Annotated in this window: 19 protein-coding genes and 1 pseudogene; 9 read left to right on the top strand and 11 right to left on the bottom strand. The window is 73.0% G+C overall.

Annotated elements, in window-relative coordinates; all coding sequences use genetic code 11:
• The first annotated feature begins 42 nt into the window (after window positions 1-42).
• Both K8Z49_RS03885 and K8Z49_RS03880 read left to right on the top strand, forming a co-directional pair.
• On the top strand, window positions 43-1,173 hold the full coding sequence (locus K8Z49_RS03885) for a tRNA-dihydrouridine synthase (RefSeq protein ID WP_075021736.1): 1,131 nt from the start codon (window positions 43-45) through the stop codon (window positions 1,171-1,173).
• A 33-nt stretch (window positions 1,174-1,206) separates the two neighbouring features.
• Entirely contained in the window at window positions 1,207-2,073 is an 867-nt protein-coding gene (locus K8Z49_RS03880) for a polysaccharide deacetylase family protein (protein WP_412517616.1), read from the top strand.
• A gap of 40 nt (window positions 2,074-2,113) precedes the next feature.
• Here K8Z49_RS03880 and K8Z49_RS03875 read toward each other — a convergent pair whose 3' ends face one another.
• Window positions 2,114-3,670, bottom strand: a complete 1,557-nt coding sequence (locus K8Z49_RS03875; protein WP_412517615.1) for a PucR family transcriptional regulator — start codon at window positions 3,668-3,670, stop codon at window positions 2,114-2,116.
• A gap of 29 nt (window positions 3,671-3,699) precedes the next feature.
• Here K8Z49_RS03875 and K8Z49_RS03870 point away from each other — a divergent pair.
• The 3 genes and pseudogenes from K8Z49_RS03870 to K8Z49_RS03860 form a co-directional block, all read left to right on the top strand.
• Window positions 3,700-4,863, top strand: a pseudogene (locus tag K8Z49_RS03870) (cytosine permease); the annotation flags it as partial.
• Window positions 4,864-4,889: 26 nt separating this feature from the next.
• Window positions 4,890-5,201 (top strand): hypothetical protein, encoded by a 312-nt coding sequence (locus K8Z49_RS03865; RefSeq protein ID WP_412517614.1) that lies wholly within the window; start codon window positions 4,890-4,892, stop codon window positions 5,199-5,201.
• Entirely contained in the window at window positions 5,201-6,172 is a 972-nt protein-coding gene (locus tag K8Z49_RS03860; RefSeq protein ID WP_412517613.1) for an asparaginase, read from the top strand. The genes K8Z49_RS03865 and K8Z49_RS03860 overlap by 1 nt, the downstream gene beginning before the upstream one ends.
• A gap of 156 nt (window positions 6,173-6,328) precedes the next feature.
• Here K8Z49_RS03860 and K8Z49_RS03855 read toward each other — a convergent pair whose 3' ends face one another.
• From K8Z49_RS03855 to K8Z49_RS03835, 5 genes are read right to left on the bottom strand one after another with little or no spacing between them, the layout of a single operon-like run.
• Window positions 6,329-7,159: a carbohydrate ABC transporter permease gene (locus K8Z49_RS03855; protein WP_024935293.1), complete on the bottom strand. Its 831-nt coding sequence runs from the start codon at window positions 7,157-7,159 to the stop codon at window positions 6,329-6,331.
• Window positions 7,149-8,090, bottom strand: coding sequence for a carbohydrate ABC transporter permease (locus K8Z49_RS03850; protein ID WP_412517612.1), 942 nt, complete (start codon window positions 8,088-8,090; stop codon window positions 7,149-7,151). Before K8Z49_RS03850 ends, K8Z49_RS03855 begins: the two co-directional genes overlap by 11 nt.
• On the bottom strand, window positions 8,090-9,340 hold the full coding sequence (locus K8Z49_RS03845) for an ABC transporter substrate-binding protein (RefSeq protein ID WP_412517611.1): 1,251 nt from the start codon (window positions 9,338-9,340) through the stop codon (window positions 8,090-8,092). Before K8Z49_RS03845 ends, K8Z49_RS03850 begins: the two co-directional genes overlap by 1 nt.
• Before the next feature lie 15 nt (window positions 9,341-9,355).
• The gene (locus K8Z49_RS03840) at window positions 9,356-10,954 is read right to left on the bottom strand and encodes an FAD-dependent oxidoreductase (RefSeq protein WP_021598445.1); all 1,599 of its coding nucleotides are present in this window, start codon (window positions 10,952-10,954) and stop codon (window positions 9,356-9,358) included.
• A 1-nt stretch (window position 10,955) separates the two neighbouring features.
• The gene (locus tag K8Z49_RS03835) at window positions 10,956-11,972 is read right to left on the bottom strand and encodes a LacI family DNA-binding transcriptional regulator (protein ID WP_218163693.1); all 1,017 of its coding nucleotides are present in this window, start codon (window positions 11,970-11,972) and stop codon (window positions 10,956-10,958) included.
• A gap of 221 nt (window positions 11,973-12,193) precedes the next feature.
• Between K8Z49_RS03835 and K8Z49_RS03830 the strand changes: the two genes are divergently transcribed.
• Both K8Z49_RS03830 and K8Z49_RS03825 read left to right on the top strand, forming a co-directional pair.
• Complete coding sequence (locus K8Z49_RS03830) at window positions 12,194-14,062, top strand: hypothetical protein (RefSeq protein WP_412517610.1); 1,869 nt, start codon at window positions 12,194-12,196, stop codon at window positions 14,060-14,062.
• 2 nt (window positions 14,063-14,064) lie between these two features.
• The gene (locus K8Z49_RS03825) at window positions 14,065-15,039 is read left to right on the top strand and encodes an alpha/beta hydrolase (RefSeq protein WP_181663291.1); all 975 of its coding nucleotides are present in this window, start codon (window positions 14,065-14,067) and stop codon (window positions 15,037-15,039) included.
• Between the two features lie 46 nt (window positions 15,040-15,085).
• On the opposite strand, the gene K8Z49_RS03820 is transcribed toward K8Z49_RS03825, so the two are convergent.
• Both K8Z49_RS03820 and K8Z49_RS03815 read right to left on the bottom strand, forming a co-directional pair.
• Window positions 15,086-15,742 carry a response regulator gene (locus K8Z49_RS03820; protein ID WP_021599588.1) on the bottom strand — a complete coding sequence of 219 codons (657 nt, stop codon included), beginning with the start codon at window positions 15,740-15,742 and terminating at the stop codon, window positions 15,086-15,088.
• Complete coding sequence (locus K8Z49_RS03815; RefSeq protein ID WP_412517609.1) at window positions 15,732-17,804, bottom strand: histidine kinase; 2,073 nt, start codon at window positions 17,802-17,804, stop codon at window positions 15,732-15,734. The genes K8Z49_RS03820 and K8Z49_RS03815 overlap by 11 nt, the downstream gene beginning before the upstream one ends.
• Window positions 17,805-17,994: 190 nt before the next feature.
• Between K8Z49_RS03815 and K8Z49_RS03810 the strand changes: the two genes are divergently transcribed.
• Window positions 17,995-19,650, top strand: a complete 1,656-nt coding sequence (locus K8Z49_RS03810; protein WP_412517608.1) for a carboxylesterase/lipase family protein — start codon at window positions 17,995-17,997, stop codon at window positions 19,648-19,650.
• 110 nt (window positions 19,651-19,760) lie between these two features.
• On the opposite strand, the gene K8Z49_RS03805 is transcribed toward K8Z49_RS03810, so the two are convergent.
• On the bottom strand, window positions 19,761-20,507 hold the full coding sequence (locus K8Z49_RS03805) for an SDR family NAD(P)-dependent oxidoreductase (RefSeq protein ID WP_024935300.1): 747 nt from the start codon (window positions 20,505-20,507) through the stop codon (window positions 19,761-19,763).
• A 105-nt stretch (window positions 20,508-20,612) separates the two neighbouring features.
• Between K8Z49_RS03805 and K8Z49_RS03800 the strand changes: the two genes are divergently transcribed.
• Entirely contained in the window at window positions 20,613-21,200 is a 588-nt protein-coding gene (locus K8Z49_RS03800) for a TetR/AcrR family transcriptional regulator (RefSeq protein WP_021599507.1), read from the top strand.
• A gap of 156 nt (window positions 21,201-21,356) precedes the next feature.
• Here K8Z49_RS03800 and K8Z49_RS03795 read toward each other — a convergent pair whose 3' ends face one another.
• Both K8Z49_RS03795 and K8Z49_RS03790 read right to left on the bottom strand, forming a co-directional pair.
• Window positions 21,357-21,962, bottom strand: a complete 606-nt coding sequence (locus K8Z49_RS03795) for a response regulator (protein WP_075021728.1) — start codon at window positions 21,960-21,962, stop codon at window positions 21,357-21,359.
• 16 nt (window positions 21,963-21,978) lie between these two features.
• On the bottom strand, window positions 21,979-23,736 hold the full coding sequence (locus tag K8Z49_RS03790; RefSeq protein ID WP_412517607.1) for a sensor histidine kinase: 1,758 nt from the start codon (window positions 23,734-23,736) through the stop codon (window positions 21,979-21,981).
• Between the last annotated feature and the right edge of the window lie 14 nt (window positions 23,737-23,750).

Here is a 23,750-nt window from a genome sequence, read left to right as displayed (position 1 = left end):
CCCAGGCGGACCCCGGACCACCCACGAGCAAGGAGACGAAGGATGAGCACCACGGCAACGCATCCGGCGCTGGAGCCGGGAAGCGTCGGCGACCTGCGGACGGCCAACCGGCTGGTCGTGGCGCCGATGACACGGGTGTCGGCCGCGCCGGACGGCACACCGACGCCCGAGATGGCCGAGTACTACGGCGAGTTCGCCCGCGGCGGCTTCGGGCTCGTCGTGACCGAGGGGATCTACACCGACGCCGTCTACAGCCAGGGCTACCTCAACCAGCCCGGTCTGGTGTCGGAGCGGCACGCGGCCGCCTGGCGCGACGTCACCACGGGGGTGCGGGAGGCCGGCGGGTCCATCGTCGCCCAGTTGATGCACGCGGGCGCGCTGTCGCAGGGCAACCCCTACCGCGACGAGACCGCGGGGCCGTCCGCCGTGGTGCCGAAGGGGGTCAAGATGCCCGAGTACGGCGGGCACGGCCCCTGGCCGGCGCCCAGGGAGATGGGCTCCGCCGACATCAAGGAGGCCGTCGAGGGGTTCGTCGCCTCCGCGGTGAACGCCGAGCGGGCCGGTTTCCACGGGGTGGAGGTCCACGCCGCGAACGGCTACCTGCTGGACCAGTTCCTCACCGACTACACCAACCTGCGGGAGGACTCCTACGGCGGGCCGGTCGCGAACCGGGTGCGGCTCACGGCGGAGGTCGTCGCGGCGATCCGCGCCGAGGTGGGACCGGACCGGTGCGTCGGCGTCAGGCTCTCGCAGACCAAGGTGAACGACTTCCAGTACCGCTGGCCCGGCGGCTCCCACGACGCGGAAGTGATCTTCGCCGCGCTGGCCGAGGCGGGCGCGACCTACCTCCACATCGCCAGCGAGGGGCGGAACTGGCTCGACACCGCGCGGCTGGCCGGCGGGCTCACCATCACCGGGCTGGCCCGCCGGGTGAGCGGCCTGCCGGTGATCGCCAACGGCGGGATGCAGGACGCCGCGCTGTCCGCGCAGGTCCTGGGGGACGGCCACGCCGACTTCGTCTCGGTGGCCAGGGGCGCCCTCGTCCACCCCGACCTGCCGCGGCGCCTGGCGGCGGGGAAGGCGCCGGAGCGCTTCGACCATGGGATGCTGTCGCCGATGGTCACCCTGGACAACGTCCGGCGCTGGCGGCTGGCGGCCGGTGCGGAGGCCTGAGGCGGCGGGCGGGACGACGGGAGGGGCCGGGACATGAGCGCTGGCTGGCACGGCGGGGCGGCCGCGGTCGTGACGCTGGGCTTCGACGTGGACGCCGAGACCCCGGTCCTCGCCCGGGGCGGCCGGTACGCCTCGCACGCGGGCACCATGTCGCACCAGGCCTACGGGCCGGACGTCGGGCTGCCCCGCATCCTCGGCCTGCTGGACGAGATGGAGGTGCCGGCGACCTTCTTCGTGCCGGGCTGGGTGGCCGAGCGGCGGCCCGGGCTCGCCGCCTCGATCGTCGAGCGCGGCCACGAGGTGGCGCACCACTCCTACGCCCACCGGCCGGCCGCGTCGATGACCCCGGAGGAGGAGCGCGCGGATTTCGTGCGCGCTCTGGAGATGTTCGGCGAGCAGGGCATCGAGATCACCGGGCACCGGGCGGCGCTGTGGGAGGCGTCCTGGCTGACGACGGAGCTGGTGGCCGAGTACGGGCTGCGCTACGACTCGTCCCTGATGGGCGATGACCGGCCGTACCGGGTGAGCGCCGCCGCCGGCGAGATCGTCGAGCTGCCGGTGCACTGGTCGCTGGACGACTGGGAGCAGTACGCCTTCCTGCCCGAGCCCGACGTGGGGTCGGTCATCGAGTCACCGCGCAAGGTGCTGGAACTGTGGCGTGCCGAGCTCGACGGCATGCGGCACTACCGGTGCCTGTTCAACCTGTGCGTGCACCCGTTCCTGTCCGGGCGTCCGGGGCGGGCGCTGGCGCTGCGGCAGTTCATCGAGTACGCGCGCGAGTGCGGCGACGTGGGCTTCGCCCGCTGCAGGGACGTGGCGGAGGCGGCGCTCGCCGACCCCGGGGTCGGGCCGCGCCCGCACCGCCCGCCCCAGGTGGACGCGGACGTCTACCCGCACTGACCGGCCGTGCCACCCCGGCCGTGCCGCCCCGGCGTGACGCTCAGGCCATGTCGGCGGCCTGCAGGGCGAGGAAGAGGTCGACGCGGTCGGCGGTGCGGGCGGTGTCGCGGCCGGTCAACTCGGTGATCTTGGCCAGCCGGTTGCGCAGCGTGTTGACGTGGATCCTCAGCGCGGCGGCGGTGGCCTGCCAGTGGCCGTCGTGGTCCAGGAAGGCGCGCAGCGTGGCCTCCAGCTCGCCGCCGCGCCTGGCGTCGCGCTCGCGGATCGGTGCGAGCACGCCGTCGGCCAGGGTCCGCAGGGTGTCCGCGTCCTGCATGCCGAGCAGCAGCCGGTGGGTGCCGAGCTCGGCGAAGGACCGGACGCCGGGCCCGCCGCCGGCGTGCCGCAGCGCCCTGCAGACCTCGCGCGACCGGACGAGGGGTTCGCGCAGCCCCGCGGGTCCCCGGCCGGTTCCCCCGAGGCCCACGACCGGGCGGTGACCCGGGAACCGGCCGGCCACGGCGGCGGCGAGCCGCCGGGCGAGGGGCGCCGCCTCGCCCTCGTCGTGCCGCCACGACAGGACCGTCACCACGTCCTGCGAACCGGCCGCGACCACCACCGGGATCCCGGCGGAGACGAAGAACTCGCCGACCACCTCCGCGAGCCCGGGGACGGTCGGTTCCGCTCCCGCGAACGCGGTCGTCCACACCGCGAGCGGCCCCTCGGGATCGACGCCGAACGCGCGCAGCCTGCCGGGGACCTCGGCGGCGCGGCTGCCGCCCGACAGCACCATCTCCAGCAGCTCGCTGGCGAACCGCAGCTCGATCGCCTGCACGGCCTGCTGCTTGGCGACCTCCAGGCTGAGGAAGCGGGCCGCCTGGTCCAGCGCGTCCTGCTCGGTGCGGGTCAGGGCGCTCACCGGACGCAGGCAGATCAGCGCCGCGTCCACGTCGCCGACGGCGCCGACCAGGTACAGCGCCGCCCGCCCGGCGGGCCCCAGGTCAAGCTCCAGGGGCGGGGGGCGGCGCGTCAGGCCGGTGGCCACCGTGTGGAGCTGCTCGGCGCTCAGCTCCGCCCCGGCCGAGGCGAGGAGGCGCCCCATCCGGTCGATGACCGCGAGCGGCAGCTCGTGGTCGCGGCGCAGGATCCGCAGCACCCCGGAGGCGCCCGCGCCCCGGGAGATCGCCGTGGCCAGCGCGTCGCCGCGGCGGACCATCCCGACCAGCGCGCCCTGGCGCTCCTCGGCGTAGCGCGTGGCCACCGCCTCCGAGATCGCGGTGAACGGCACCTCCGTCGAGATCTCCAGCAGCGGCACGCCGGCGTCCCGGCAGGCGTCGACCAGCTCGCCCGGCGTGGTGCGCCGCTCCGGGCGCAGGCCGAACACGATGCCCGCCGCCCGCGCCCGCCGGACGTTGGCGACGAACCCGGCGGCCGCGATCCGGTCGTCCCACAGGCCGTTGGTCAGCACCAGCTCGCGCCGGCGGACGTAGCCCGAGGGGTCGGGCAGCTCGGTGTTGTGGACCCAGGCGACCTGCTCCTCCAGTGCCCCCGGCGGGCCCGGAACAAGAACCCGAAGCTGGAGGGACTCGTCGTCCAGCAGGGAATTCAGCGTGAACACCCTGTGAATCTATCCAGGGAAACCACCTGATGGTAGAGCTTCCTCTACTTCTGGCCGGGGCGCCGCGGTGCTTTCGTGTGCTGTACGTCACGGACGGAGGAACCATGTCCATCAACGACCCCGCGCACGCGGACCGGCCTGAGCCGGTGCGCTTCGACGAGCACGGCATCGAGCCCATTCCGGCCGGATCCCGGGACTCCACGCCCTGGCAGCAGTTCTGGATCTGGTGCGGCGCCAACATCGCGCCGATCAACTGGGTGCTCGGCGCCCTCGGCGTCACCCTCGGGCTGAGCCTCGTCGAGACCCTGGCGGTCGTCGCGCTCGGCAACCTGGTGGGCTGCGCGATCTTCGGTCTGTTCAACGTCATCGGCCACCGCACCGGCGTGAACCAGATGGTCCTCGGGCGCGGGCCCTTCGGCCGGCGCGGCGCGATCGTCCCCGGCCTGATCCAGGGGCTGCTCACCATGGGATGGGTCGGGGTCAACACCTGGGTGGTCCTCGACCTGGTGATCGCGATCCTCGCCCGGCTGGGCGTGCACGGCGGCACCGGCACGAGGTACCTGGTCGCCGGACTGATCATGGCCGCCCAGCTGGTCCTGGCCCTGTACGGGTTCTACGCCATCCGCACGTTCGAGAAGTACACCGTCCCGGCCACCGTCGTCGTCATGCTGATCATGACCGAGCTGGCGCTGGCGCAGGCGGAGCCGAACTGGACGGCCGGCACCGCGACCACGTCCGCCGACAAGTTCACCGCGGTCACCCAGCTGCTCACCGCCATCGGCATCGGCTGGGGCATCAGCTGGCTGCCCTACTCGGCCGACTACAGCCGCTTCGTGCGGACCACGGCCCCGGACCGGTCGGTGTTCTGGTCCACCGCGCTCGGCATGTACGTCCCGACCGTGTGGCTCGCCGCGCTGGGCGCCTGCCTGGCCAGCGCGGGCGGCGGCACCGACCCCTCCAGCCTGGTGGCGGAGTCCTTCGGGATCATGGCGGTGCCGATCCTGCTGCTGATCATGCACGGGCCGGTGGCGACCAACATCCTGAACCTGTACTCGTGCTCGCTCGCCGCGCTGTCGGTCGGCATCCGGATCGCCCGGTGGAAGCTGACCCTGGTGGCCGGGATCGTGGCCTCGGCCGTGCTGGCGGTGTTCGTGCAGGCCGACAGCTTCGCGCGGGCGTTCGACCACTGGATGGTGTCCATCCTGGTCTGGATCAGTCCGTGGGCGGCGATCGTGCTCGTCGACTTCTTTTCGTCCTCCGGCGCGGCCGGATCGACGTCGCGGCCCTCTACCGGGACGGCGGCGTCAACGGCAGGGCGATGGTCAGCCTGGCGGCCGGGCTGCTGGCGGGCTGGGCGTGGCAGTTCGGCACGGTCCCGGCGCTGCAGGGGCCGATCGCGCGGACGCTGGGCGACACCGACTTCTCCTGGCTGTCGGGCGGCCTGGTCGCGGGCGGGCTCTACTTCGCACTGGCCCGCGGTGCCCGCGGGCGGGCGGCGCACGCCGCGGTGTCGGCCGAGAGGGTCTCCTGATGAGCGTCAGCGTCCTGACCACCGGTGGCACCATCGCCTCCCTGCCCTCCCCGGACGGCGATGTCCGGGTGGCCGTCCACGGCGCGGAGCTCGTCCCCGGCCAGGCGGTCCGGGTCCACGAGGTGATGCTGGCGCACAGCTTCAACCTCACCCGCGCGGACGTCCTCCGCCTCGCCCGGCGGATCCTGGCGGAGCTGGAAGACCCCGCCGTGGAGGGCGTCGTGGTCACCCACGGCACCGACACCATGGAGGAGACGGCCTACCTGCTCGACCTCGTCCTCCCGCCGGCGTCCACGGTGGTGCTCACCGGCGCCCAGCGGCACGCGTCCGCGCCGGACGCCGACGGCCCCCGCAACCTCGCCGACGCCCTGCGCGTCGCCGCCGATCCACGGGCCCGCGGCATGGGCGCTGTGATCACCATGGGCGGGCAGATCCATGCCGCCCGGTACGCGACGAAGGCCCACACGCTCGCGCTGGAGGCGTTCGCCTCGCCGGGGCAGGGCCCGGTCGGCCTGGTACGGGGAACCCACGTGGACGTCCGCCGTCCGCCGGCCCGGCCGGACGGTTTCCGGCTCGCCGAACTGGGCGACCTGGAGGCCCGCGTGGACATCGTCCCGGTGTTCCTGGACGCCGACGGCGTGCAGATCGCCGCCTGCCGGGCCGCGGGCGCCCGCGGTCTGGTCGTCCAGGCCCTCGGCACGGGCAATCCCACCCCGGGCGTACTGCGCGAGCTGGAGACCTGCCTCCGCGGGGGGATCGCGGTGCTCGTCACCTCGCGCTGCGCTCAGGGACCGGCGACCCCGGTGTACGGGGCCGGCGGCGGCGCCGACCTCGCCAAGGCCGGCGCGGTGTTCGCCGGGTCCCTCAACGCCCCCAAGGCCCGGCTCCTGCTCATGGCCGCCCTCGCCGCCGAGCCCCACCCCGCCAAGGCGCTGGACCGCCTACGCCCCCACCTCGGTCAATACCTGTGAACATGCGTGAACGAACACACCCCTCCCCGTGCCGTCCCACGAGTTATGACCGCAAACGCTCCCACCCGTCTGGAGCGCGACGCGTGGCCGGGCCTGTGAACCAGCCCGGCCACCGCCCGCGGCGGCTGACCGCTCTCGCGTTCGCCGTCCGGCGGCTCAGCCCTTCAGGCCCGAATGGGCCAGGCCCTCGATGAACTGGCGCTGAGCCAGGACGAACACCACCAGGATCGGCAGGGTCGACATCGTCGCCGCGGCCAGCTGGACGTTCCACATCGGCCCGCCGTAGGCGTCCACGAACTGGGTGAGCGCCTGCGGCAGGGTGAACATGTCCTTCGAGGACAGGAACACCACGGGCTCCAGGTAGAGGTTCCAGGAGTGCAGGAAGGTGAAGATCGCCACAGCGCCGAGGGCGGGCCTGGCCAGGGGCAGCGCGACCCGGTGGAAGGTCCCGAAGCGGCCGAGGCCGTCCACCCGGGCGGCGTCCTCCAGCTCGTCGGGCAGGCTGACGAAGAACTGCCGCATGATGAAGGTCGCCAGCACGCTCGGGGCCCCCAGCACCGGCACGAGGATCAGCGGCCAGTGCGTGTCGACCATCCCCGCCTTCTGGAACATCTGGAACAGCGGGACGATCGTCACCTCGCTCGGGATCAGCAGCCCGGTCAGGACCACCACGAACAGGACGTTCTGCCCAGGGAAGCGGATCCGCGCGAAGGCGTATCCGGCCATCGACGACACGGCCATCGTCCCCGCCGTGACGACCAGCGCGATGTACAGGCTGTTGAAGTACTGCCGGGCGAACGGCTGGAGCTCCGACGCCTGCCGGTACGCGGTGAGGTCGAACCGGCCGGGCAGCAGCGACGAGGGGAACGCGAACACCTCCGCGGCCGGCTGGAACGAGGCGGTGACCATCCACCAGGTCGGGAAGACGAACGGCACGCACAGCAGGCACATCAGCCCGTACAGGGACAGTCTCGTTCTAGGACTCATGGAAGACCCACTTCCGCCGCATCCGCCACTGCAGGAGGGTCAGCGCGGCGACGATCGCGAACAGCAGGACCGACAGGGTGGCCCCGTACCCGAAGTGGTGGAACTGGAAGGCCTGCTGGTACAGGTAGTAGACGAGCACGGTCGTCGACGTCCCCGGACCGCCCTGGGTGAGCACCGCGATCTGCGCGAACACCTGCAGCGACCCCACGATCGTGATGATCGAGGTCAGCAGGACGGTCGGGCTGATCAGCGGCAGCGTGATCCGCCGGAACCGGGTCCACGCGCCGGCCCCGTCCAGCGCGGCGGCCTCGTACAGCTGCCGCGGGACGCCCTGGAGGGCCGCGAGGAACAGCACCATGTTCAGCCCCACGTTCTTCAGCACCTGGACGACCACGACCGACGCCATCGCGGTCGACCCGCCGCGCAGCCAGTTCGGCCCGGTCACCCCGACCGCGTCGAGCAGTCCGTTGACCCCGCCGTTGGACTGGAGCAGGAACTGCCAGACGATCGTCCAGGCGACCAGCGAGACCACGACCGGTGAGAAGAACAGGGTCCGGAAGAGGACGGTCCCGCGCAGCCGCTGGTTGAGCAGGACGGCCAGCGCCAGCGCCAGGGTCAGGTTGAGCGCGACGAGCCCGGTCGAGAACAGCGCGGTCGCGCCGAGTACCGACCGCAGCGACGGGTCGGCCGCGAGCTTGCGGTAGTTCTCGCCGCCGGTGAACTCGAACGTCCCGGCCAGCACGTTCCACTCGTGGAGGCTGTACCAGAACACCAGCCCGAGCGGCACGAGCACGAACAGCACCGTGCCGACGAGCTGGGGCGCGGCCATCAGGTAGCCGACCAGGTAGTCGCGGCGCCTGATCGTCCAGAAGGAGCCCCCGGGGGCGGCCTCGGCCGCCGCCTCCCGGGTCTGCGGCCGGGTCGCGACCATCACGATCCCAGCAGCGGCTGGATCTTCGCGCAGACACCGTCGAGCACCGGCCGCACGTCCGCGCCGGGCCTCCACAGCGGGTCGAGCTCCGCCCGGACGGTCTGCGCCAGCTCCGCCTGCCCGGTGTGGCTCGGCTTGACGACGCCCTTGCCGATCCCCGCCACGACGACCTTGTCGAGCTGGTCGCGCTTGAGCAGCGGGTTGCTCTTGGCCAGGGTCTCGGCGTTGAGCTGCGAGGAGCGCGGCGGCGGGAAGTAGGCGGCGAGCTTGGCCGAGTTGGCCCGGTTGGTGAAGAAGGCGAGGAAGTCGGCGGCCGCGGCGGCGTTCCCGGACTTCTTCAGCACGCCGAGCCCGCCCTGGCCGATCACGGAGTACTCCCCCTTCGGGCCGGACGGCAGCGGGACCAGGTCCCAGCCGAACTTCGCGTCCTTCAGCAGCGACGCGCGGGAGATCTGGGTGATCGTCATGGCGGCGTCGCCGGCGAAGAAGTCGACCGTGGTGCCGGGGCCCGGCACCGCCTTGTCGGTGAAGATCGCCTTGTGCAGGAAGGTCATCGCCTCGGTCATCTCCGGGCTGTTGAACCCGCAGGTCTTCCCGTCCTCGCTCCAGGCGCGGGCGCCCCAGCCCGTCCAGACCGAGGCGAGGTTGTCCCAGTTCTTGTAGTCGAAGTCGCGGATGACGAGCCCGTTGCCGCCCTTCGCGGCGACGGCGGCGTTGACGGCCGCGACCTTCTCCCACGTCCACTCGCCCGACTCGATCAGCTTGCGCGGGGACTTCTGCCCGGCCTTCTCGAGCGCGTCGGTGTTGACGAACACGCCGAACGGCGAGGTGGAGAACGGGTAGGCGTACAACTCGCCGTCCTTCTGCCACAGCTTGGTGGTGGAGGGCACCAGCTCCGCGCTGTTCTCGATCTTCGACGTGAGCGGGGCGAGCGCGCCGGAGGCCACGAAGTCGGGTGCCGAGCTCTCCAGGATCCAGGCCAGGTCGGGGGCGTTCCCCCCGGCCAGCTGGGTGGTCAGGGTGGTGGTGTAGGACTCGACCGGGATCGGGTCGAACCTGATCTCGGTGATGTCGGGGTGGGTCTTCCTGTATTCGGCGGCGATGTCGTTGAACAGCTTCAGGTGGGCCTCGTTGGAGGTCCAGATCGTCATGCGCAGCGCGTGCGGGTCCTTGCCGTCCTGCGAGGAGCCGCCGCACGCGGCGGTGGCGGCGAGCAGCGCCGCGACGGCGGCGAGGGCGCGGAGTCTCATGGGGTGGGGGTCTCCTCAGTATCCGACGATCTCGGGCCAGCGCAGGCTGACGCCGTCCCGGGCGAGGCGGTGCTGGAAGTCGGCCAGGAGAGCCTCGTCCTCCCGGACGGCGTGGGGCGTGGCGGCACGGTCCAGGCAGAACGCGGCGAGCGCGCCCGCGGCCTCTCCCGCGTTCCACTCGACCGGATGCAGGCGGTACGCGCCGTTGGTGATGTGGGTGGTGCCGATGTTCTTGCTCGCGGGGAGCAGGTTGGCGACGCGCCGGGGGATCAGCGCGCCGAGCGGGATCTCGAACGGCGAGCAGGCGACGTCGAGGTAGTTGTCGCCACCGGTCGAGGGGTGCAGATCGATCCGGTACATCCCGATGCCGACGGAGTCGGGGTAGGAGACCGCGCCCTTGTCGCCGCGCACCGCCAGCGACAGGTCCTGTTCGGTGACGGTGTACAGCGCCTTGATCCGGCGCGACTCCCGGATGTAGGGGGCCTGGGCGAGGCCGTCGGCGGAGCCGGTGACATCGCCGCGCAGCCGCAGGCCCGGGTAGCCGGTGCCGCCGTCGTGGCGGGGCGCCTCGGTCTGCATCCAGTACAGGACCGACCTCGACAGTTCGCGGGCCGCGGCCAGGTGCTCCGCCGCGTCGGGGACGCCGAAGGCGGGCCCCTCCAGGTAGTCGATCATCGGCCAGTTCACCAGTGTGATATCGCTGGCGTAGGTGCCGGGCAGGAAGGTGCGGCGGGCGGCGATCCGGCGGAAGGTCCACAGGTTGCCGTCGCCGGGGCTGAGCCGCTGGTCGGCCAGGACGGCGAGCGGGTCGTCGTCCGGGTTGGGCGTGAACGACCGCCCCATGATCTCGAGCGTGCGCGGGTTCGGGCAGCGCCAGGACAGGAGCCTGTCGCCCCAGAAGGGCGGCTGGTAGTCGCGCCAGAAACCGTAGGAGGCGGGACGGTCGATCGTGTGGTCGCCGTCGACGTGGTCCATCGCGAAGCACACCGACACGGCCTGCATGTTCAGCGGCTGGGACTCGGCGGGGGCGCTCGGCTCACCGGTCTCGGACTGCGCCTCGAAGCCGGTGACGTACTCGGTCCCGGTCAGCGGGAGAAGCTCGCCGGTCTCGGTCGCGTCCAGGATGTAGGCGCCGGTGACGACCACCTCGCCGGCCTCGCCCTCGAGCGTCACGGAGGTGACCCGGTCGCCGTCCGCGGTGGCGGCGACCGGCCGGTAGGGCTGGAGCACCCGCAGCCGGCCCGGCCCCCGGTAGCGGGCGAGCATCGCCTCGATCACCGCCACCGCGACGCGCGGCTCGTGGCACAGCCTGCTGACATGGCCGCCGCCCGGATTGAGCTCGCGGGCCGCCCGCGCCGCCTCGGTGAGCGGATAGTGATCGCGGTAGTAGCGCCGGATGCCCTCGCGCAGCGCTCGGTAGGAGGCCGTGACGCCGAAGTCCTCCACCCACGACGGCTCGTCCGGCGGCACGGCCTGGCTGGTGAGCTGGCCGCCGAGCCAGTCGAACTCCTCGGACAGGACCACGGTGCGTCCGGCCCGCAGCAGGGCCAGCGCGGCGGCCACGCCGCCCAGCCCGCCGCCGACGACGACCGCGTCCGCGTTGATCTCGTGCACGTCAGGCCTTCCGGTCGCGGGGGGCGGCGAGCGTGGTGCCCTCGACGGGCTCGCACGGCAGCAGTTCCTGCGGCGTTCCGCCGCGTTCGAGGATCTCCGTCAGCAGCTCGACGGCGCGCCAGCCGATCTCGCGCCGCGGGATGCGGAACCCGGTGAAGCCGGGCCGCCGGTCGGGGGTGCCGAGCACCAGGATCGACAGGTCGCCGGGGACCGAGAGGCCCCGGGCCTCGGCGGCCTCGGTCAGGCCGGCGCCGTCGGCCGGTTCCTCGACGAACACGGCGGTGACGCCGGCCGCGCTCAGCTCGTCCAGGATCCGGCCGTGGCCGCCTTCCGCGACGGGGAGGTGCAGGGCCTCGGGACCGGCGGCGTCGCGGAAGCCGCGCATCCGGTCGGTCCGCGACTCGCCGCCCTCCCCCGCCCCGACATAGGCCAGCCGGGTGTGGCCGAGCGCCCTGACCCGCTCGACCAGGGCGCGGACGGCGGGCGGGTAGTCCACCCCGACGTAGGGGACGGGGCCGCCCGCGTCGTCGCGCCGGCCGATCGAGACGAAGGGGAAGCCCTCGGCCAGCAGCCGGGCGAGGTCGTCGCGGTCGACGGTGCGGCCGAGCAGGACGCACCCGTCGGCCAGCCGCACCCGGCTGTCGGCGTTGAAGATCCGCCGCCGCTCCCCCGAGGCCGCCTTGGCACTGGTGAACAGCAGCAGGTCGCACCCCGCGTCCTCGGCCCGCTCCTCGATCCCGAGCAGGAACGGGTGGTAGAAGTCGGCGCTCGCCGAGGGGAACACCGCCTCGTAGGTGAACACGCCGATGATCCGGTTGCGCCGCTCCGCGAGCCTGCGCGCGGCGGGATCGGCGATGTAGCCGGTCTCGCGGATCACGCGCAGGACCCGGTCCCGGGTCTCCGGGGCGATGCGCACCTCGGTGTCGGTGCGGTTGTTCAGCACCATCGACACCGTCGTCTGGCTCACGCCGGCCATCCGGGCGATGTCCTGCTGCGTGAGGCGCTTGGGTGGGGTCACGGTCGGTAGCAGCCCAATCTGGTGATAATGCGCATTGGCATGTCGGCGGGTCTCAGTCTGAGACGACGTTCCCGCACCTGTCAAGAGCTGATTTTCCCTGTAGTAATTCGCATTATCACCTTGACGACCGATCTTGGAGGGGGTGAGACTCAGCGGCCAGCCGGACCTTCGCCGTCACCCAGGGCGAGGGTCGCCGCACCACCCCCCGAGGAGCTGGCACGGTGTTGAACCCCCGAGACCTCAGCCGTCGCGGTCTGCTGACCGGAGCCGGAGCGGCCGCGCTGCTCACCGCCCTGCCCGCGCGCCGCGCCTCCGCCGCGCGCTCGCTGCCCGACCTGGCCCCGCTCGGCCCGGTCGCGCGGGCCGCCATCGCACCGGCGGAGCAGCGTGTCGCGTCCTACCTGGTGTCGCTCGCCCCGATGACCAACGACATCTCCGACGCCGGCGCCGACTACGGCTTCTTCACCGGCGGCTGGTGGCGCACGCCCGCCAGCGCCACGAACGCCCGTGTGCAGGAGCACGTGCTGACCCTGGCCTGGTTCTACTCCAAGGCCCGCTCCTGGAACCCCTACGCCGGCGATCCCGCGCTCCTCGCGGGGCTCGACGCGGCCCTCGGCCACTATCTGGGGCTCCAGCACCCCGACGGTTCCTGGCCGGAGTACTCCGCCGGCGAGCATTCCCTGGCCGCGACGGGGTTCGCGCTCGGCTACCTCAGCAAGGTCCAGTCGCTGCTGCGGTCGGCGAACGCGCTGCCCGCCCGCCGCGCCCGGATCACCGCGGCGCTGCGGAAGGCCATGACCTGGCTCCTCGACCCGTCCAACGGGAGCGCCTGGCAGAGCGACCTGACCTTCTCCAACCAGGTCACCGCCGGGCTCGCCGGGTCGGCCCTCGCCCTCAGGCAGGACCCGGACGCGGCCCTGCGCGCGCGGTTCACCGCGGCGATCGGCCGCCTGGTCGCCGACGGGCAGAGCCCCGCGGGCTTCTTCTATGAGAAGACGGGGGCCGACATGAACTACAACTTCGAGGTGATGCTGCCCGAGCTGGCCGACTGCTGGCGGCAGAGCGGCGACCCGCGGCTCGTCGCCATGGCGTCCGCCTACACGGACTGGCTCGGCTACAACATGCTGCGCGAGCCCGACGGATCCGGCTGGATCACCAACATCGCGCCGTCGTCCCGCACCAGCACCCTGTTCTACAAGGACACGCGGCCAGATCCGGAGCGGACCGCGCTGAACGGGCAGTTCGTCCCGGACGTCCCCTCGCTCGGGGCGTTCCTGTCGGCGCGCGAGGACCTCGCCGCCGCCCGGGCGGCCTGGGCCGCCGACCCCGCGCCCATCCCGGCCCTCGTCAAGCAGGACACCTCGCCGCGCATCATCGCCCACGGGTTCTACGGCGAGCGCTTCGCGACCCGGAAGGCCAAGCACCAGGCGATCGCGCGGCTGCCGTACCTGGCCTCGGAGCACTTCACCGAGCGCCGCGCCGACCTCGGCCAGGAGTTCCTCTTCCTCCGCCGGCGCGACCTCTACCTCGGCGGCTACTTCGGGACGCGCCGGGCCACCACCGTCTCCCGCACCGGTCTGGCCTTCCTGTGGCACCCGGTCGCCGGAACGGTGATCCAGTCGCTGAACGACAACGACCATGGCTGCTGGGCGACGGTCTTCCCCGGCCAGGTCGCCGACGCCGACGGCCCCCAGCCCGTCGAGTTCCTCGGCGGTTCCCCCTACGCCTTCCGCTTCCGCACCCCCGCCTCCTCGGTGGTCACCACCGTGACGGCCGCCGACGGGCGGCTGACCAGGTCGGTCCGCGCGGCCTCGGCGGCCGGTGAGCAGATCCCGCTGGTGCTGCGCGCCTCCGACACCGTCGTCTTCACCGATGGGACGAGGGCTCCCTACGGCGGCTCGGTCACCACCACCGCCGACGGCCTGGACCTGCACCGGAGCGGGGGCGTCGTCCGGTTCCGCTGGGGCGGGCCGCGGACGGTGAGCTTCAGGTCGTCGTCGGTCCATCTGCTGGACGGCGCCCGGCGCACCCACATCCTGCTCGTCCAGCACGACGGGGAGCTCGACCTGTCCATCGTGCTCTCATACTGACCATGCATCCGAACCTGGACCCCGAGCTGCGCGAAGCCCTGACCCGGTCGCCCCTCACCCGGGTCGACTACACCCTCCTGTCCCCGGACGAGCTGCGCGACCTGCGGGAACTGCGGAGGAAGGCCGGCGCGCCACCGTTGCCGGACGTGCGGGTCCAGGACAGGGTCCTCCCCGGTTCGGGGATCCGGGTGCGGATCTACCGGCCGCCGGCCGCCGCTCCGCAGGCCCCCTGCCTCTACTGGATCCACGGCGGCGGGATGATCCTCGGCTCCCCAGAGTCGGACGACGCCCGGGTGTCACGGTACGTCGCCGAGACCGGGGCGGTGGCCGTCTCGGTCGACTACCGGCTGGCCCCCGAGCATCCCCACCCGGCCCCGGTGGAGGACTGCTACGCCGGGCTCGTCTGGACCTGGGAGAACGCCGCCTCGCTCGGCATCGACGCCGCGCGCCTGGCCGTCGGCGGCATGAGCGCGGGCGGCGGCCTCGCGGCGGGCACGGCCCTGCTCGCCCGCGACCGGGGCGGCCCTCCCCTGGCCTTCCAGATGCTGCTCTGCCCCATGCTCGACGATCGGGACGCCACCCCGTCCAGCGAGGCCTTCACCGAGGCGATCACCTGGCCGCGCGCCTTCAACGTCTTCGGCTGGTCGGCCCTGCTCGGCGCGGACGCGGGCGGCCCCGACGTCCCCGCCTACGCGGCCCCCGCCCGCGCCACCGACCTGTCCGGGCTTCCACCGGCCTACCTGGACGTCGGCGAGCTGGAGGTCTTCCGCGACGAGTGCGCCGACTACGCCATGCGCCTGGTCCGCTCGGGCGTCTCCGTCGAGTTCCACCTGTGGCCCGGTGCCTTCCACGGCTTCGACGACGCCCCGCTCCCCGCCACCACCCTCGCCGAACGCGCCCGCACCGAGCAGGTCGCGGCCCTGCACCGCGCATTCCGCGCCGCCACCCGCTGCTCGGACGGCGCGCCGCACCGCTGACCCGGCGGAGGCCGGACGGGAGCGTCGGCCGGTCCGAGCTCGACGATCAGACCAGGCCCGCGTTGTGGGCGGCCAGCCCCGCCTGGGTGCGGTTCTCGCAGCCGAGCTTGACCAGCATCCGCGAGACGTAGCTCTTCACCGTGGCCTCGGTCAGGGACAGCCGCCTGCCGATCTGCGCGTTGGACAGTCCCTCGCCCAGGCAGGCCAGCACCTCGGTCTCGCGCTCGGTGAGCCCGGCGACCAGGCTCCGGGCGCGCTCCCTGTGCTGCTCCCCGGCCGTCGAGGCCGCGACCAGCCGCTTCGCGGCCTCGGACGACAGCACGGTGTGCCCGTCGCACGCCACGCGCACGAGGTCGATCAGGTCCTCCGGCGGCGTCGACTTCACCAGGAACCCGGCGGCGCCGGCCCGCAGGGCGCGCAGGACGAACTCGTCGGCGTCGAAGGTGGTCAGCACCACGACCACCGGGGCATCCGGTCGCGCCCTGAGGCGCTCGGTCGCGGTCAGCCCGTCCATCCCCGGCATCCGGAGATCCATCAGGACGATGTGCGGGCGGTGCCGTTCGACGGCGCGCAGCGCGGCCTCCCCGTCATGGGCCGGCTCGATCACGTCGATGTCGCCTGCGGAACCGAGGATGGTCCGCAGGTGCGCGCACACCATCGGCTCATCGTCGACGACCAGGACGCGGATCGGGTCAGGGCTCATGAGCCGGCTCTTCCGCGGTGCGGGTCGAGGCGGCATGCGACGTGGTGGGCACGCATGCGGGCAGTATCGCATCGAGCACGAATCCGCCGTCGCCGGTGGGCCCCGCCACCAGCGTCCCGTCGACCAGGTCGACACGCTGCCGCACGCCGAGGAGCCCGGTGCCGGAGCCCACGGCCGCCAGGTCCCGGTCTCCGCGGAAGGGCCCGGCGGGCGGCCTGCCGTTGCTGACCCTGACCCGCACCTGCTCCGGGTCGTACCGCACCTCCACGCGGACCTGCGCGCCGTAGGCGTGCTTGCGGACGTTGGTGAGCGCCTCCCCCACGATGCGCCGGGCCGTCCGCGCGATCGCCGGGGACGGCGTCGCCGGATCGCCCGTCTCGACGAGTTCGACCGGCACGCCGACCGACGCGGACTGCGCCGCGAGCCCGGCCAGGTCCACCGGACCTCCGGCGGCCCCGGGGGCGCCGTCACCGGTCTGGAAGGCGCCGGCCAGGTCGTGCAGTTCGTCGAGAGCCTGCCGCCCGGCCGCGGCCAGCTCCGCGGAGGCCTGCGCGGACTCCGCCGAGGGGGCCGCACCGCCCAGCCGGTCCGCCCAGTCCAGCATGTCGTGGACCCGGCCGGACACGATGGCGTGCATCTCCCGGGTGAGCCGGGCCCGTTCCCCGGCCCTCGCCCGTTCTGTGAGCAGCCGCCGTTCACGCCTCGCCCGTTCGGCGCGTTCGGTGAGCGCCACGACGAGGCGGCGCCACACTCCGACGTACAGTCCCAGCAGCGCCGGCAGGCCGATGAACACCGCGGCGACCGAGACGACCACCGCATAGGGGTCCCACGGACGGGCGGCCAGGGCCAGCAGTGCCAGCACCACGGCGGTCCCCAGGACCGGACGCCTGGAATGCGCGGCCACCGTGTAGGCCACCAGTGGCGCGACCGCCGGGACGAGCAGCCTGGTGGAGTCGCCCGTCGCGAGCAGGCCCGCCGAGCCGGTCACGGCGAGCCCGAGGAGGACGACCGTTCCGGCCAGGGTCGGGACGGCGGCCGCATGGGGATGGCGGCGGCGCAGGACGAGCGCGGCGGCGAGAGGTAGCTGGAGCCCGATCTCAAGCCAGGGCAGGGCCGGCTCGCCGCTGCCGACCGGCGGCGCGGTGGCCACGAGGGTGCTGAGCAGCAGCGTCCACACTCCCGCGGCCGCCGCGAAGCACAGATCGGACCGGTCGATCCGCGGCGGCGCCGCCGAAGGCCCGGTGCCGGCCACGACCGGATCACCCGGAGGTCCGGCCACCGGCGCGGGAGCCGCCGGCCGGGAACCGCGGAGCACGCCGATCAGCTCACGGAGTTCGGCCAGCGCCTCGCACCCGATCGCCCGGACGTTCTCGGCCGCGTCCCGGACGGCGGCGTCGGCCGTGGTGATCCGCAGCGCCCCGGCGTGCAGCACCATCAGGCTGACCCGGTGGGTGACGACGTCGTGCAGCTCCACGGCCATGCGGGTGCGCTCCTGGGCCCTGGCCTGCTCGGCGCACAGGTCCCGCTCGCGTTCGGCGTCGCGGGCGCGGTCGGTCAGGGTCCGCACGAGCATCCGCTGCGTCTGGCGGTAGAACCCGAACAGCATCGGGGCGCAGATGTACAGCAGCCCGTCGGCGGCGGCCTGCATCGACGTCGACCACGGATGCGCGGCGGCGACCGTGAGGAGCGCCACCGCGGTCCACGCCCGCCGCCGGTCCCGGGCATAGAGATGGCCGCCGTAGGTCAGGAGGACGGGGGCCAGCGACATCAGCAGGTTCGTGAGCTCGTCCGCGGTGGCGAACCGGCCGGACGCCGCGAGCGCCCACCCCGTCACGCCGGCGACGGCCGCGGCGGCGGCCGCCGGCTCGGCCCCGATCCGGCGGCCCGCGATGATCACGGTGCCGGCGGCGAGCATGGCGGCCGTCCCGGCCAGGGGGCCCCAGTCGGCCGGGCCGTCCGGGAACGGCGGCGCCCAGGTGATGCCGGCGACGGCGAGGAGGACCCCGACGTCCAGGCCCCATGCCCGGACGAATCGCGTCGCAGGTGCCGCCAGGAGTCCCATGCGGCACACGGTACGTCCGGCCCCGGCGAAGGAGGCCCTGATCCGGCCGCGAAGCCGACGAAGGAGGGTACGCGGCGGCGGGGCGATCAACTTTCGTGGACAGGGCGCACCGCCTTCTCCGCTAGTGCGGCCTCCCCGCCGTCCACTGGACTCGTGAGCGGACGATCGAGCACACGGAGGGACGTCACCGATGAGAGCCCGGAACCGGCGCCTGCCACTGGCGCTGCTGGCCCTGACCGCCGGGGTGGCCACGGCGTCATGCGCCGACGCCAAGCCCGCGAAGCTCAGCGCGTCGGGAGGGACCGGAGCGACGCACGACGGCGCCGGGCCCGTAGCGCACACCGTGTACGGTGCGGTACGCGGCAAGGCGACCGGGAACGTCCGCGTCTTCCAGGGCGTCCCGTACGCGGCACCGCCGGTGGGCGACCTTCGCTGGCAGGACCCGCGGCCGCCGGCGCCCTGGGGTGACACGCGGGACGCGACCCGGCCCGCTCCGGCGTGCCCGCAGGGCCCCGGCGAGATCCCCAGCGGAAGCAAGAACGAGGACTGCCTCAACCTCAACGTGACCGCGCCGGCCGGCGATCCCGCCAAGCCGAGGCCGGTGGTCGTGTGGGTGCACGGCGGCGGCTACTACATGGGTGCGGGCGGCAACTACACCGCCGACCGCATGGCGGCTCAGGGCGATGTCGTCGTCGTGACCGTCAACTACCGGCTCGGCGTGTTCGGCTTCTTCGGCCATCCCGGCCTGGAGGGATCGGGATCGTACGGCCTCAAGGACCAGCAGGCCGCCCTGTCCTGGGTGAACCGCAACATCGCCCGGTTCGGCGGAGACCCCCGCAATGTGACCTTCGCCGGCCAGTCCGCGGGCGGGGTCAGCGGCTGCGCGCAGCTCACGTCGCCGGGCGCCAGGGGCCTGTTCGGAAAGGCCATCCTGCAGAGCGGCTCATGCTCCCTCGGCTGGCTCAAGAACTTCGACTACCGCGGCCAGAAGCCGGACGACGTGCTCTTGCCGCTCGCGACCGTCCAGGCCCGCGGTCGGCAGACCGCCGCCGACCTGGGCTGCACCGGCGATGACCCAGCGGTCATCGCCTGCATGCGCAAGCTGCCCGTCGACAAGCTGATGCCCGTGCTCAGCAAGTACATCCACCCGGCCTACGGCACCGATGTGCTGCCGATGCGGCCGTCCGACGCGCTGCGCGCCGGACGCTTCCACCACGTGCCGGTCCTGTCGGGCAACACCCGCGACGAGTCCACCCAGTCCACGGCGATCTATGACGAGGCCGCGGCGGGCCGGCGCCGGCCCATGACCGAGCAGACCTTCAACACGGTGATGAGCGAGACCTTCGGCGAGGACGAGAAGGCGGTCCGGGCCGAATATCCGCGGTCGGCCTACGACTCGGCCGCGCTGGCGTGGTCGGCGATCGTCACCGACCGCAAATGGGTGTACGCGCAGAACGCCATGTCCCGCACCCTGTCCCGGCAGGTGCCGGTGTACCAGTACGAGTTCGCCGACCCCGACCCGCCGGCGCTGACCCCCGGTCCCCCGAAGATGCCGATGGGCGCCCAGCACGCTTCCGAGCTGTGGTACCTGTTCGACCTGGGCGGCCTCCCGCCCGAGCTCGACCCCGAACAGGCGCGGCTCGCCCAGCAGATGATCGGCTACTGGACGAGCTTCGCGGCCTTCGGAGATCCCGGCAGGGCCGGCGGCCCCCGGTGGCCGCTGTTCCGCACGACCGGCGGCCGCACTCCCCACGTCCAGTCCCTCGCCCCCGGCGCGGGCGGCATCCGCCCGGTCGACCTCGCCGCCGAGCACCACCTCCCCTTCTGGACGCGCCTCGCCCGCTGATCGGGACGGAGACCGGCCACCGGCCGCGGCGATGTGGAACGGATCCTCCAGTCCGTCAGCTCGGCGTCGACCCGCTCGCCCGGCCGTGTCGGGTACCTGACACGGCCGGGCTACGCGGCGTATCCGCCGTCGATCCTCAGCACTGCGCCGGTGACGTAGGAGGCCTGCGGGCTGGCGAGGAAGACGACGCCCGCGGCGATCTCCTCCGGCCTGCCGTACCGCCCCATCGCCGCGGTCGGAAGGAACATGGACGCGGCCGGGCCGTCGGCGGGGTTTGCTTCGGTGTCGACGAACCCGGGTTGGACGACGTTGACCGTGATGCCCCGGTGCGCCAGATCGCGGGCCGCGCCCCGGCTGAAGCCCTCAAGGGCCGACTTCGTGCCCGTGTAGTACGCCATCCCCTGGAAACCCGCCCGGGTGGCCACACCCGAGCTGATGCTGACGATCCGCCCGCCATCGGGCAGCAACGGCAACGCCGCCTGGATCCCGGCCACCACGCTCGTGTAGTTGACGGTGAGCTGCCGCTCGACGGCGGCCTCGTCGACGGGCTCGCCGTCGAGCAGGCCGCCACCGCCCACGGCCGCATTGTTGACCAGAATGTCCAGCTTCCCGAACTGCTCGACCACGCGCCCGATCAAGCCGGCCGCCTGCGCCGCGTCCGCCTGGTCGGCCTGGAAGGCCGCCGCGCGCACTCCCTTCGCCTCCAGGTCGGCGACCACGGCCTTGGCCCGATCCGCCGAGGACGAGTAGCTGATCGCGACGTCGGCGCCCTCGTCGGCCAGCGCCAGCGCCGACGCCGCCCCGATCCCCCGCGACCCGCCGGTCACGATCGCCACCTTGCCGTCCAGCTTTCCCATGTGCTTCCCCACTTCCCTAGATGCAACGTGCCATGGAGTTCTTGACCGTGCGGTCCACCATAAGGATGGTGGACCGCACGGTCAAGAACTCCGTATCCTGTCCGCATGGCACGTCCGCGATCGTTCGACGAGAAGCAGGTACTGAACGCCGTCCGTGACCAGTTCTGGGACGCCGGCTACGCCGCGACCTCGCTAGAGGACCTGATGCGGGTCAGCGGCCTGGGCAAAGGCAGCCTGTACGCGGCGTTCGGCGACAAGCGCCAGCTCTTCCTCCGGGCGCTGCGCAGCTACACCGACGACAGCCATGGCCACCTTCGCGACGCCCTCGCCGAAAGTCCACGGGCCCTGGACGCACTACGCATGCTCCTCGAGGCACCCATCGACACCGACACGCGGCGTGGCTGCCTCCTGGCCAACAGCACCTGCGAACTAGGCAACGCCGATCCGGAAGTCCTCGACCACGCCCACCGCGCCTACGAGACGTCCACCGCGCTGATCGCCGACTGCGTCGCCCGCGCCCAACGCGAAGGCGATCTACCGGCAGAAACGGATCCGATCGCACTAGCGCGGGCCCTCCTGGCCGCGCAACAGGGGCTCGTCTTCATGAGCCGGACCGGGCTGGACACGACCACACTCACCGCCACAGCACGATCGCTCGCATCCCAACTCCTACCAAACCACCCCACCAACTAACCCAACACACAACGCGCCGCACGCACCAAGCTTTGCCGGGCAGGGCCGTGCGGCGTGTCGTGCCCTGTCCAGCCCGCGCGCTCAACCCGCTCGCAGGTCTACCGGCTGAACGTGCAGGTCATCGCCGACCCGGTCGGGCGGCTGATGCGGATCCTCCTACAGCCAGTCGGCTTCGGTGGCTATTCGGACGGCGTCGAGGCGGTTGCGGGCGTTCAGCTTGGTGACGATCGCCCCGAGGTAGTTGCGGACCGTGCCGCGCGACAGGTGAAGCCGCGCGGCGATCTCCGACGGGTCGGAGCCGGACGCCGCCAGCCTCAGCACGTCCAGTTCGCGATCGGTCAGAGGGTTCTCCGGCGCGGTGAGGGCGCGCGTGGCAAGCGCCTGGTCGATGACCTGCCGGCCCGCGACGATCCGTCTGATCGCCTCGGCCAGTTCATGTGCCGGCGCGTCCTTGACCATGAAGCCGTGCACGTTGGCGGCCAGTGCCCGGCGCAGCATGGTCGGCGTCGCGGAGCCTGTGACCAAGAGCACCTTGCAGCCGGGGAGTTCGGCGGCGATCTGGGCCGCCGCCTCGATGCCGTCGACGCCCGGCATGCCGATATCGAGCACCGCGATGTCGGGGCGGTGCTCGCGCGCGGCGGGGACGATCTGCTCTCCGCTTCCCACCTCGGCGACGACGGTCAGGTCGTCCTCCCGCTCCAGCAACGCGACCAGAGCACCGCGGACGAGATGCATGTCCTCGCCCACCAGCAGTCTGATCATCGGCTCCTCCGGGTTCTCAGGGGATTCTAGGTGTGCGCGGTCCGCTACCGAGCGATGTCCCGCTGGTCGCGCGGGCGGATCGGGCCGCGTCAACGGACAGCTCGAACCGGCCGTCGGGGAGGGGGCGGGCGGTGAGCGCCCCGCCGAGTGCGCCGGCCCGGGCCGTGAGGTTGGCGAGGCCCTGGCCCGGAGGGCTGGACGGGACGGCTTCGGTTCCGTCGTTGACGACGCGCACCCGGGCGCGGTCGTCGTCGCGTACCGCCTCGACCAGGCAGTGGCGGGCGGCGCTGTGTCGCATCACGTTGGTGACGGCCTCGCGCAAGACGGTGGCGAACAGCGCATCCGTCGCCGGGGGGAGGAGGAAGTCCGGCGGCCACGTCACGGTGACCTCGACGCCCGCCGCGGCGAGCAGGTCGAGTGCTGACTCCAACTCGGCCGCGGCCGACAACCGCCCCGTGTCGTCGCCGGGGATGGCCCGCAGGTCGCCGAGGGCGCTCCGTGCGGCCGACGCGGCGTCCGCCAGCGCCTCGTCCGCCGCGCCCGGGTCGCGGGTCGCCAGGTCGGCCTTGAGCATGATCGCCCAGAGCCCCGCGCCGAGCAGGTCGTGCACGTCGCGGGCGATCCGGCGCCGCTCCTGCGCGACGGCCGTCAGCGCCAGCGCCGCCCGGGTCTCGGCTATCTCGTGGACGAGGCGGGTCAGCAGCGCCAGCCCGTAGAACATCAGCGCGCCGCTCGCCGTTTCGATCGTCCACAACGCCGCACCGGCTCCCTCGTCGCCGCGGACGAGCAGCGTCGCCGGGACGAGCGCGACATACCCCGCGAACAGGGTCCAGGCCCGGCCGGGACGCGCGGCCAGGATGACCAGCACCGCCCCGCCGGCCAGCCACATGAGCTGCGGGTACGGGCGATCGGGCGCGAACAGCGCCGCGGTGGCCAGCAGCGCCTGCGCGGGGAGCGTCCATACCGCGTGCCGTGGTGGCGCGCCAGGCGGCCGGGGCAGGACGTGGTACACCTGCAATCCGACGACCGCGATGATGTCGGCGATGTAGAGGGCGAGCAGCGTCGGCGGCGGCGCCGCCGAGACCAGGTAGATCACCGCGATCACCGGGTACCAGAGGTGCCCGATGACGATGATGGGCAGGGCGGTCCGCGGCGTGAGGTCACCGGGCGGCGGCAGCGGTGCCGGCGCGGGCGGCTCGGGGGCGCGGCGGACCTCGGCCCGGGCCGCCCGGGCGCGTTCCAGGACGCCTTCCGCCCGCCCTTCGGCGGCCAGCCGGATGATCTCGGACAGGGCCGTGCCGAGAGCGTCCTCCAGCGCGTCCGAGACCCGGGCGCGTTCCATGGCCACGGACCTGGCCGCGAGTTCGCCCCGTGTCGTCGCGAGCTCGTCGCGCAGGTCGCTGAGCCGGGTCAGCGCGTACACCAGCAGGCCTTGGCACAGTGCGTTGCCCATGGCGTTCAGGCAGGAGTACAGGCTGCCGGTGTTGAGTGATCCGGCCGCGGCGACCACGACGGCGAACAGCGGCCCGCGCACCGGGCGCGGCAGCATGAGGAGCAGCGACGCGCCGAGGAATCCGGCGGGGCCACCGAGCGGCAGCAGCAGGACCTGCGCGGCGAGGGTCCAGGCGCCGAACCGGTCGCGGAACCGCCGGGTCCGCGGCAGGCAGTGCACCAGTTGCAGGACGAGCATCGCGACCGCCGCGGGATCCGGCACCGGTCCGTCCGGCGAGACCACCAGGCCCACCAGGACGGCGGCGATCACTGCGGTGACCACGCGGGAATCCTAGG

The sequence above is a fragment of the Actinomadura madurae genome (genome assembly GCF_047130825.1).
Taxonomy (GTDB): domain Bacteria; phylum Actinomycetota; class Actinomycetes; order Streptosporangiales; family Streptosporangiaceae; genus Spirillospora; species Spirillospora madurae.
The sequence above is the reverse complement of the archived record's forward strand: the minus strand, read 5'-3'. Positions and strand labels throughout refer to the sequence as shown.

Excerpts from the sequence above, each read along its gene's own strand:
- K8Z49_RS03885 (WP_075021736.1), top strand. The coding sequence starts at position 43 with ATGAGCACCACGGCAACGCATCCGGCGCTGGAGCCGGGAAGCGTCGGC.
- K8Z49_RS03880 (WP_412517616.1), top strand. The coding sequence starts at position 1,207 with ATGAGCGCTGGCTGGCACGGCGGGGCGGCCGCGGTCGTGACGCTGGGC.
- K8Z49_RS03860 (WP_412517613.1), top strand. The coding sequence starts at position 5,201 with ATGAGCGTCAGCGTCCTGACCACCGGTGGCACCATCGCCTCCCTGCCC.
- K8Z49_RS03855 (WP_024935293.1), bottom strand. The coding sequence starts at position 7,159 with ATGAGTCCTAGAACGAGACTGTCCCTGTACGGGCTGATGTGCCTGCTG.
- K8Z49_RS03850 (WP_412517612.1), bottom strand. The coding sequence starts at position 8,090 with ATGGTCGCGACCCGGCCGCAGACCCGGGAGGCGGCGGCCGAGGCCGCC.
- K8Z49_RS03845 (WP_412517611.1), bottom strand. The coding sequence starts at position 9,340 with ATGAGACTCCGCGCCCTCGCCGCCGTCGCGGCGCTGCTCGCCGCCACC.
- K8Z49_RS03825 (WP_181663291.1), top strand. The coding sequence starts at position 14,065 with ATGCATCCGAACCTGGACCCCGAGCTGCGCGAAGCCCTGACCCGGTCG.
- K8Z49_RS03820 (WP_021599588.1), bottom strand. The coding sequence starts at position 15,742 with ATGAGCCCTGACCCGATCCGCGTCCTGGTCGTCGACGATGAGCCGATG.
- K8Z49_RS03815 (WP_412517609.1), bottom strand. The coding sequence starts at position 17,804 with ATGGGACTCCTGGCGGCACCTGCGACGCGATTCGTCCGGGCATGGGGC.
- K8Z49_RS03810 (WP_412517608.1), top strand. The coding sequence starts at position 17,995 with ATGAGAGCCCGGAACCGGCGCCTGCCACTGGCGCTGCTGGCCCTGACC.
- K8Z49_RS03805 (WP_024935300.1), bottom strand. The coding sequence starts at position 20,507 with ATGGGAAAGCTGGACGGCAAGGTGGCGATCGTGACCGGCGGGTCGCGG.
- K8Z49_RS03800 (WP_021599507.1), top strand. The coding sequence starts at position 20,613 with ATGGCACGTCCGCGATCGTTCGACGAGAAGCAGGTACTGAACGCCGTC.
- K8Z49_RS03795 (WP_075021728.1), bottom strand. The coding sequence starts at position 21,962 with ATGATCAGACTGCTGGTGGGCGAGGACATGCATCTCGTCCGCGGTGCT.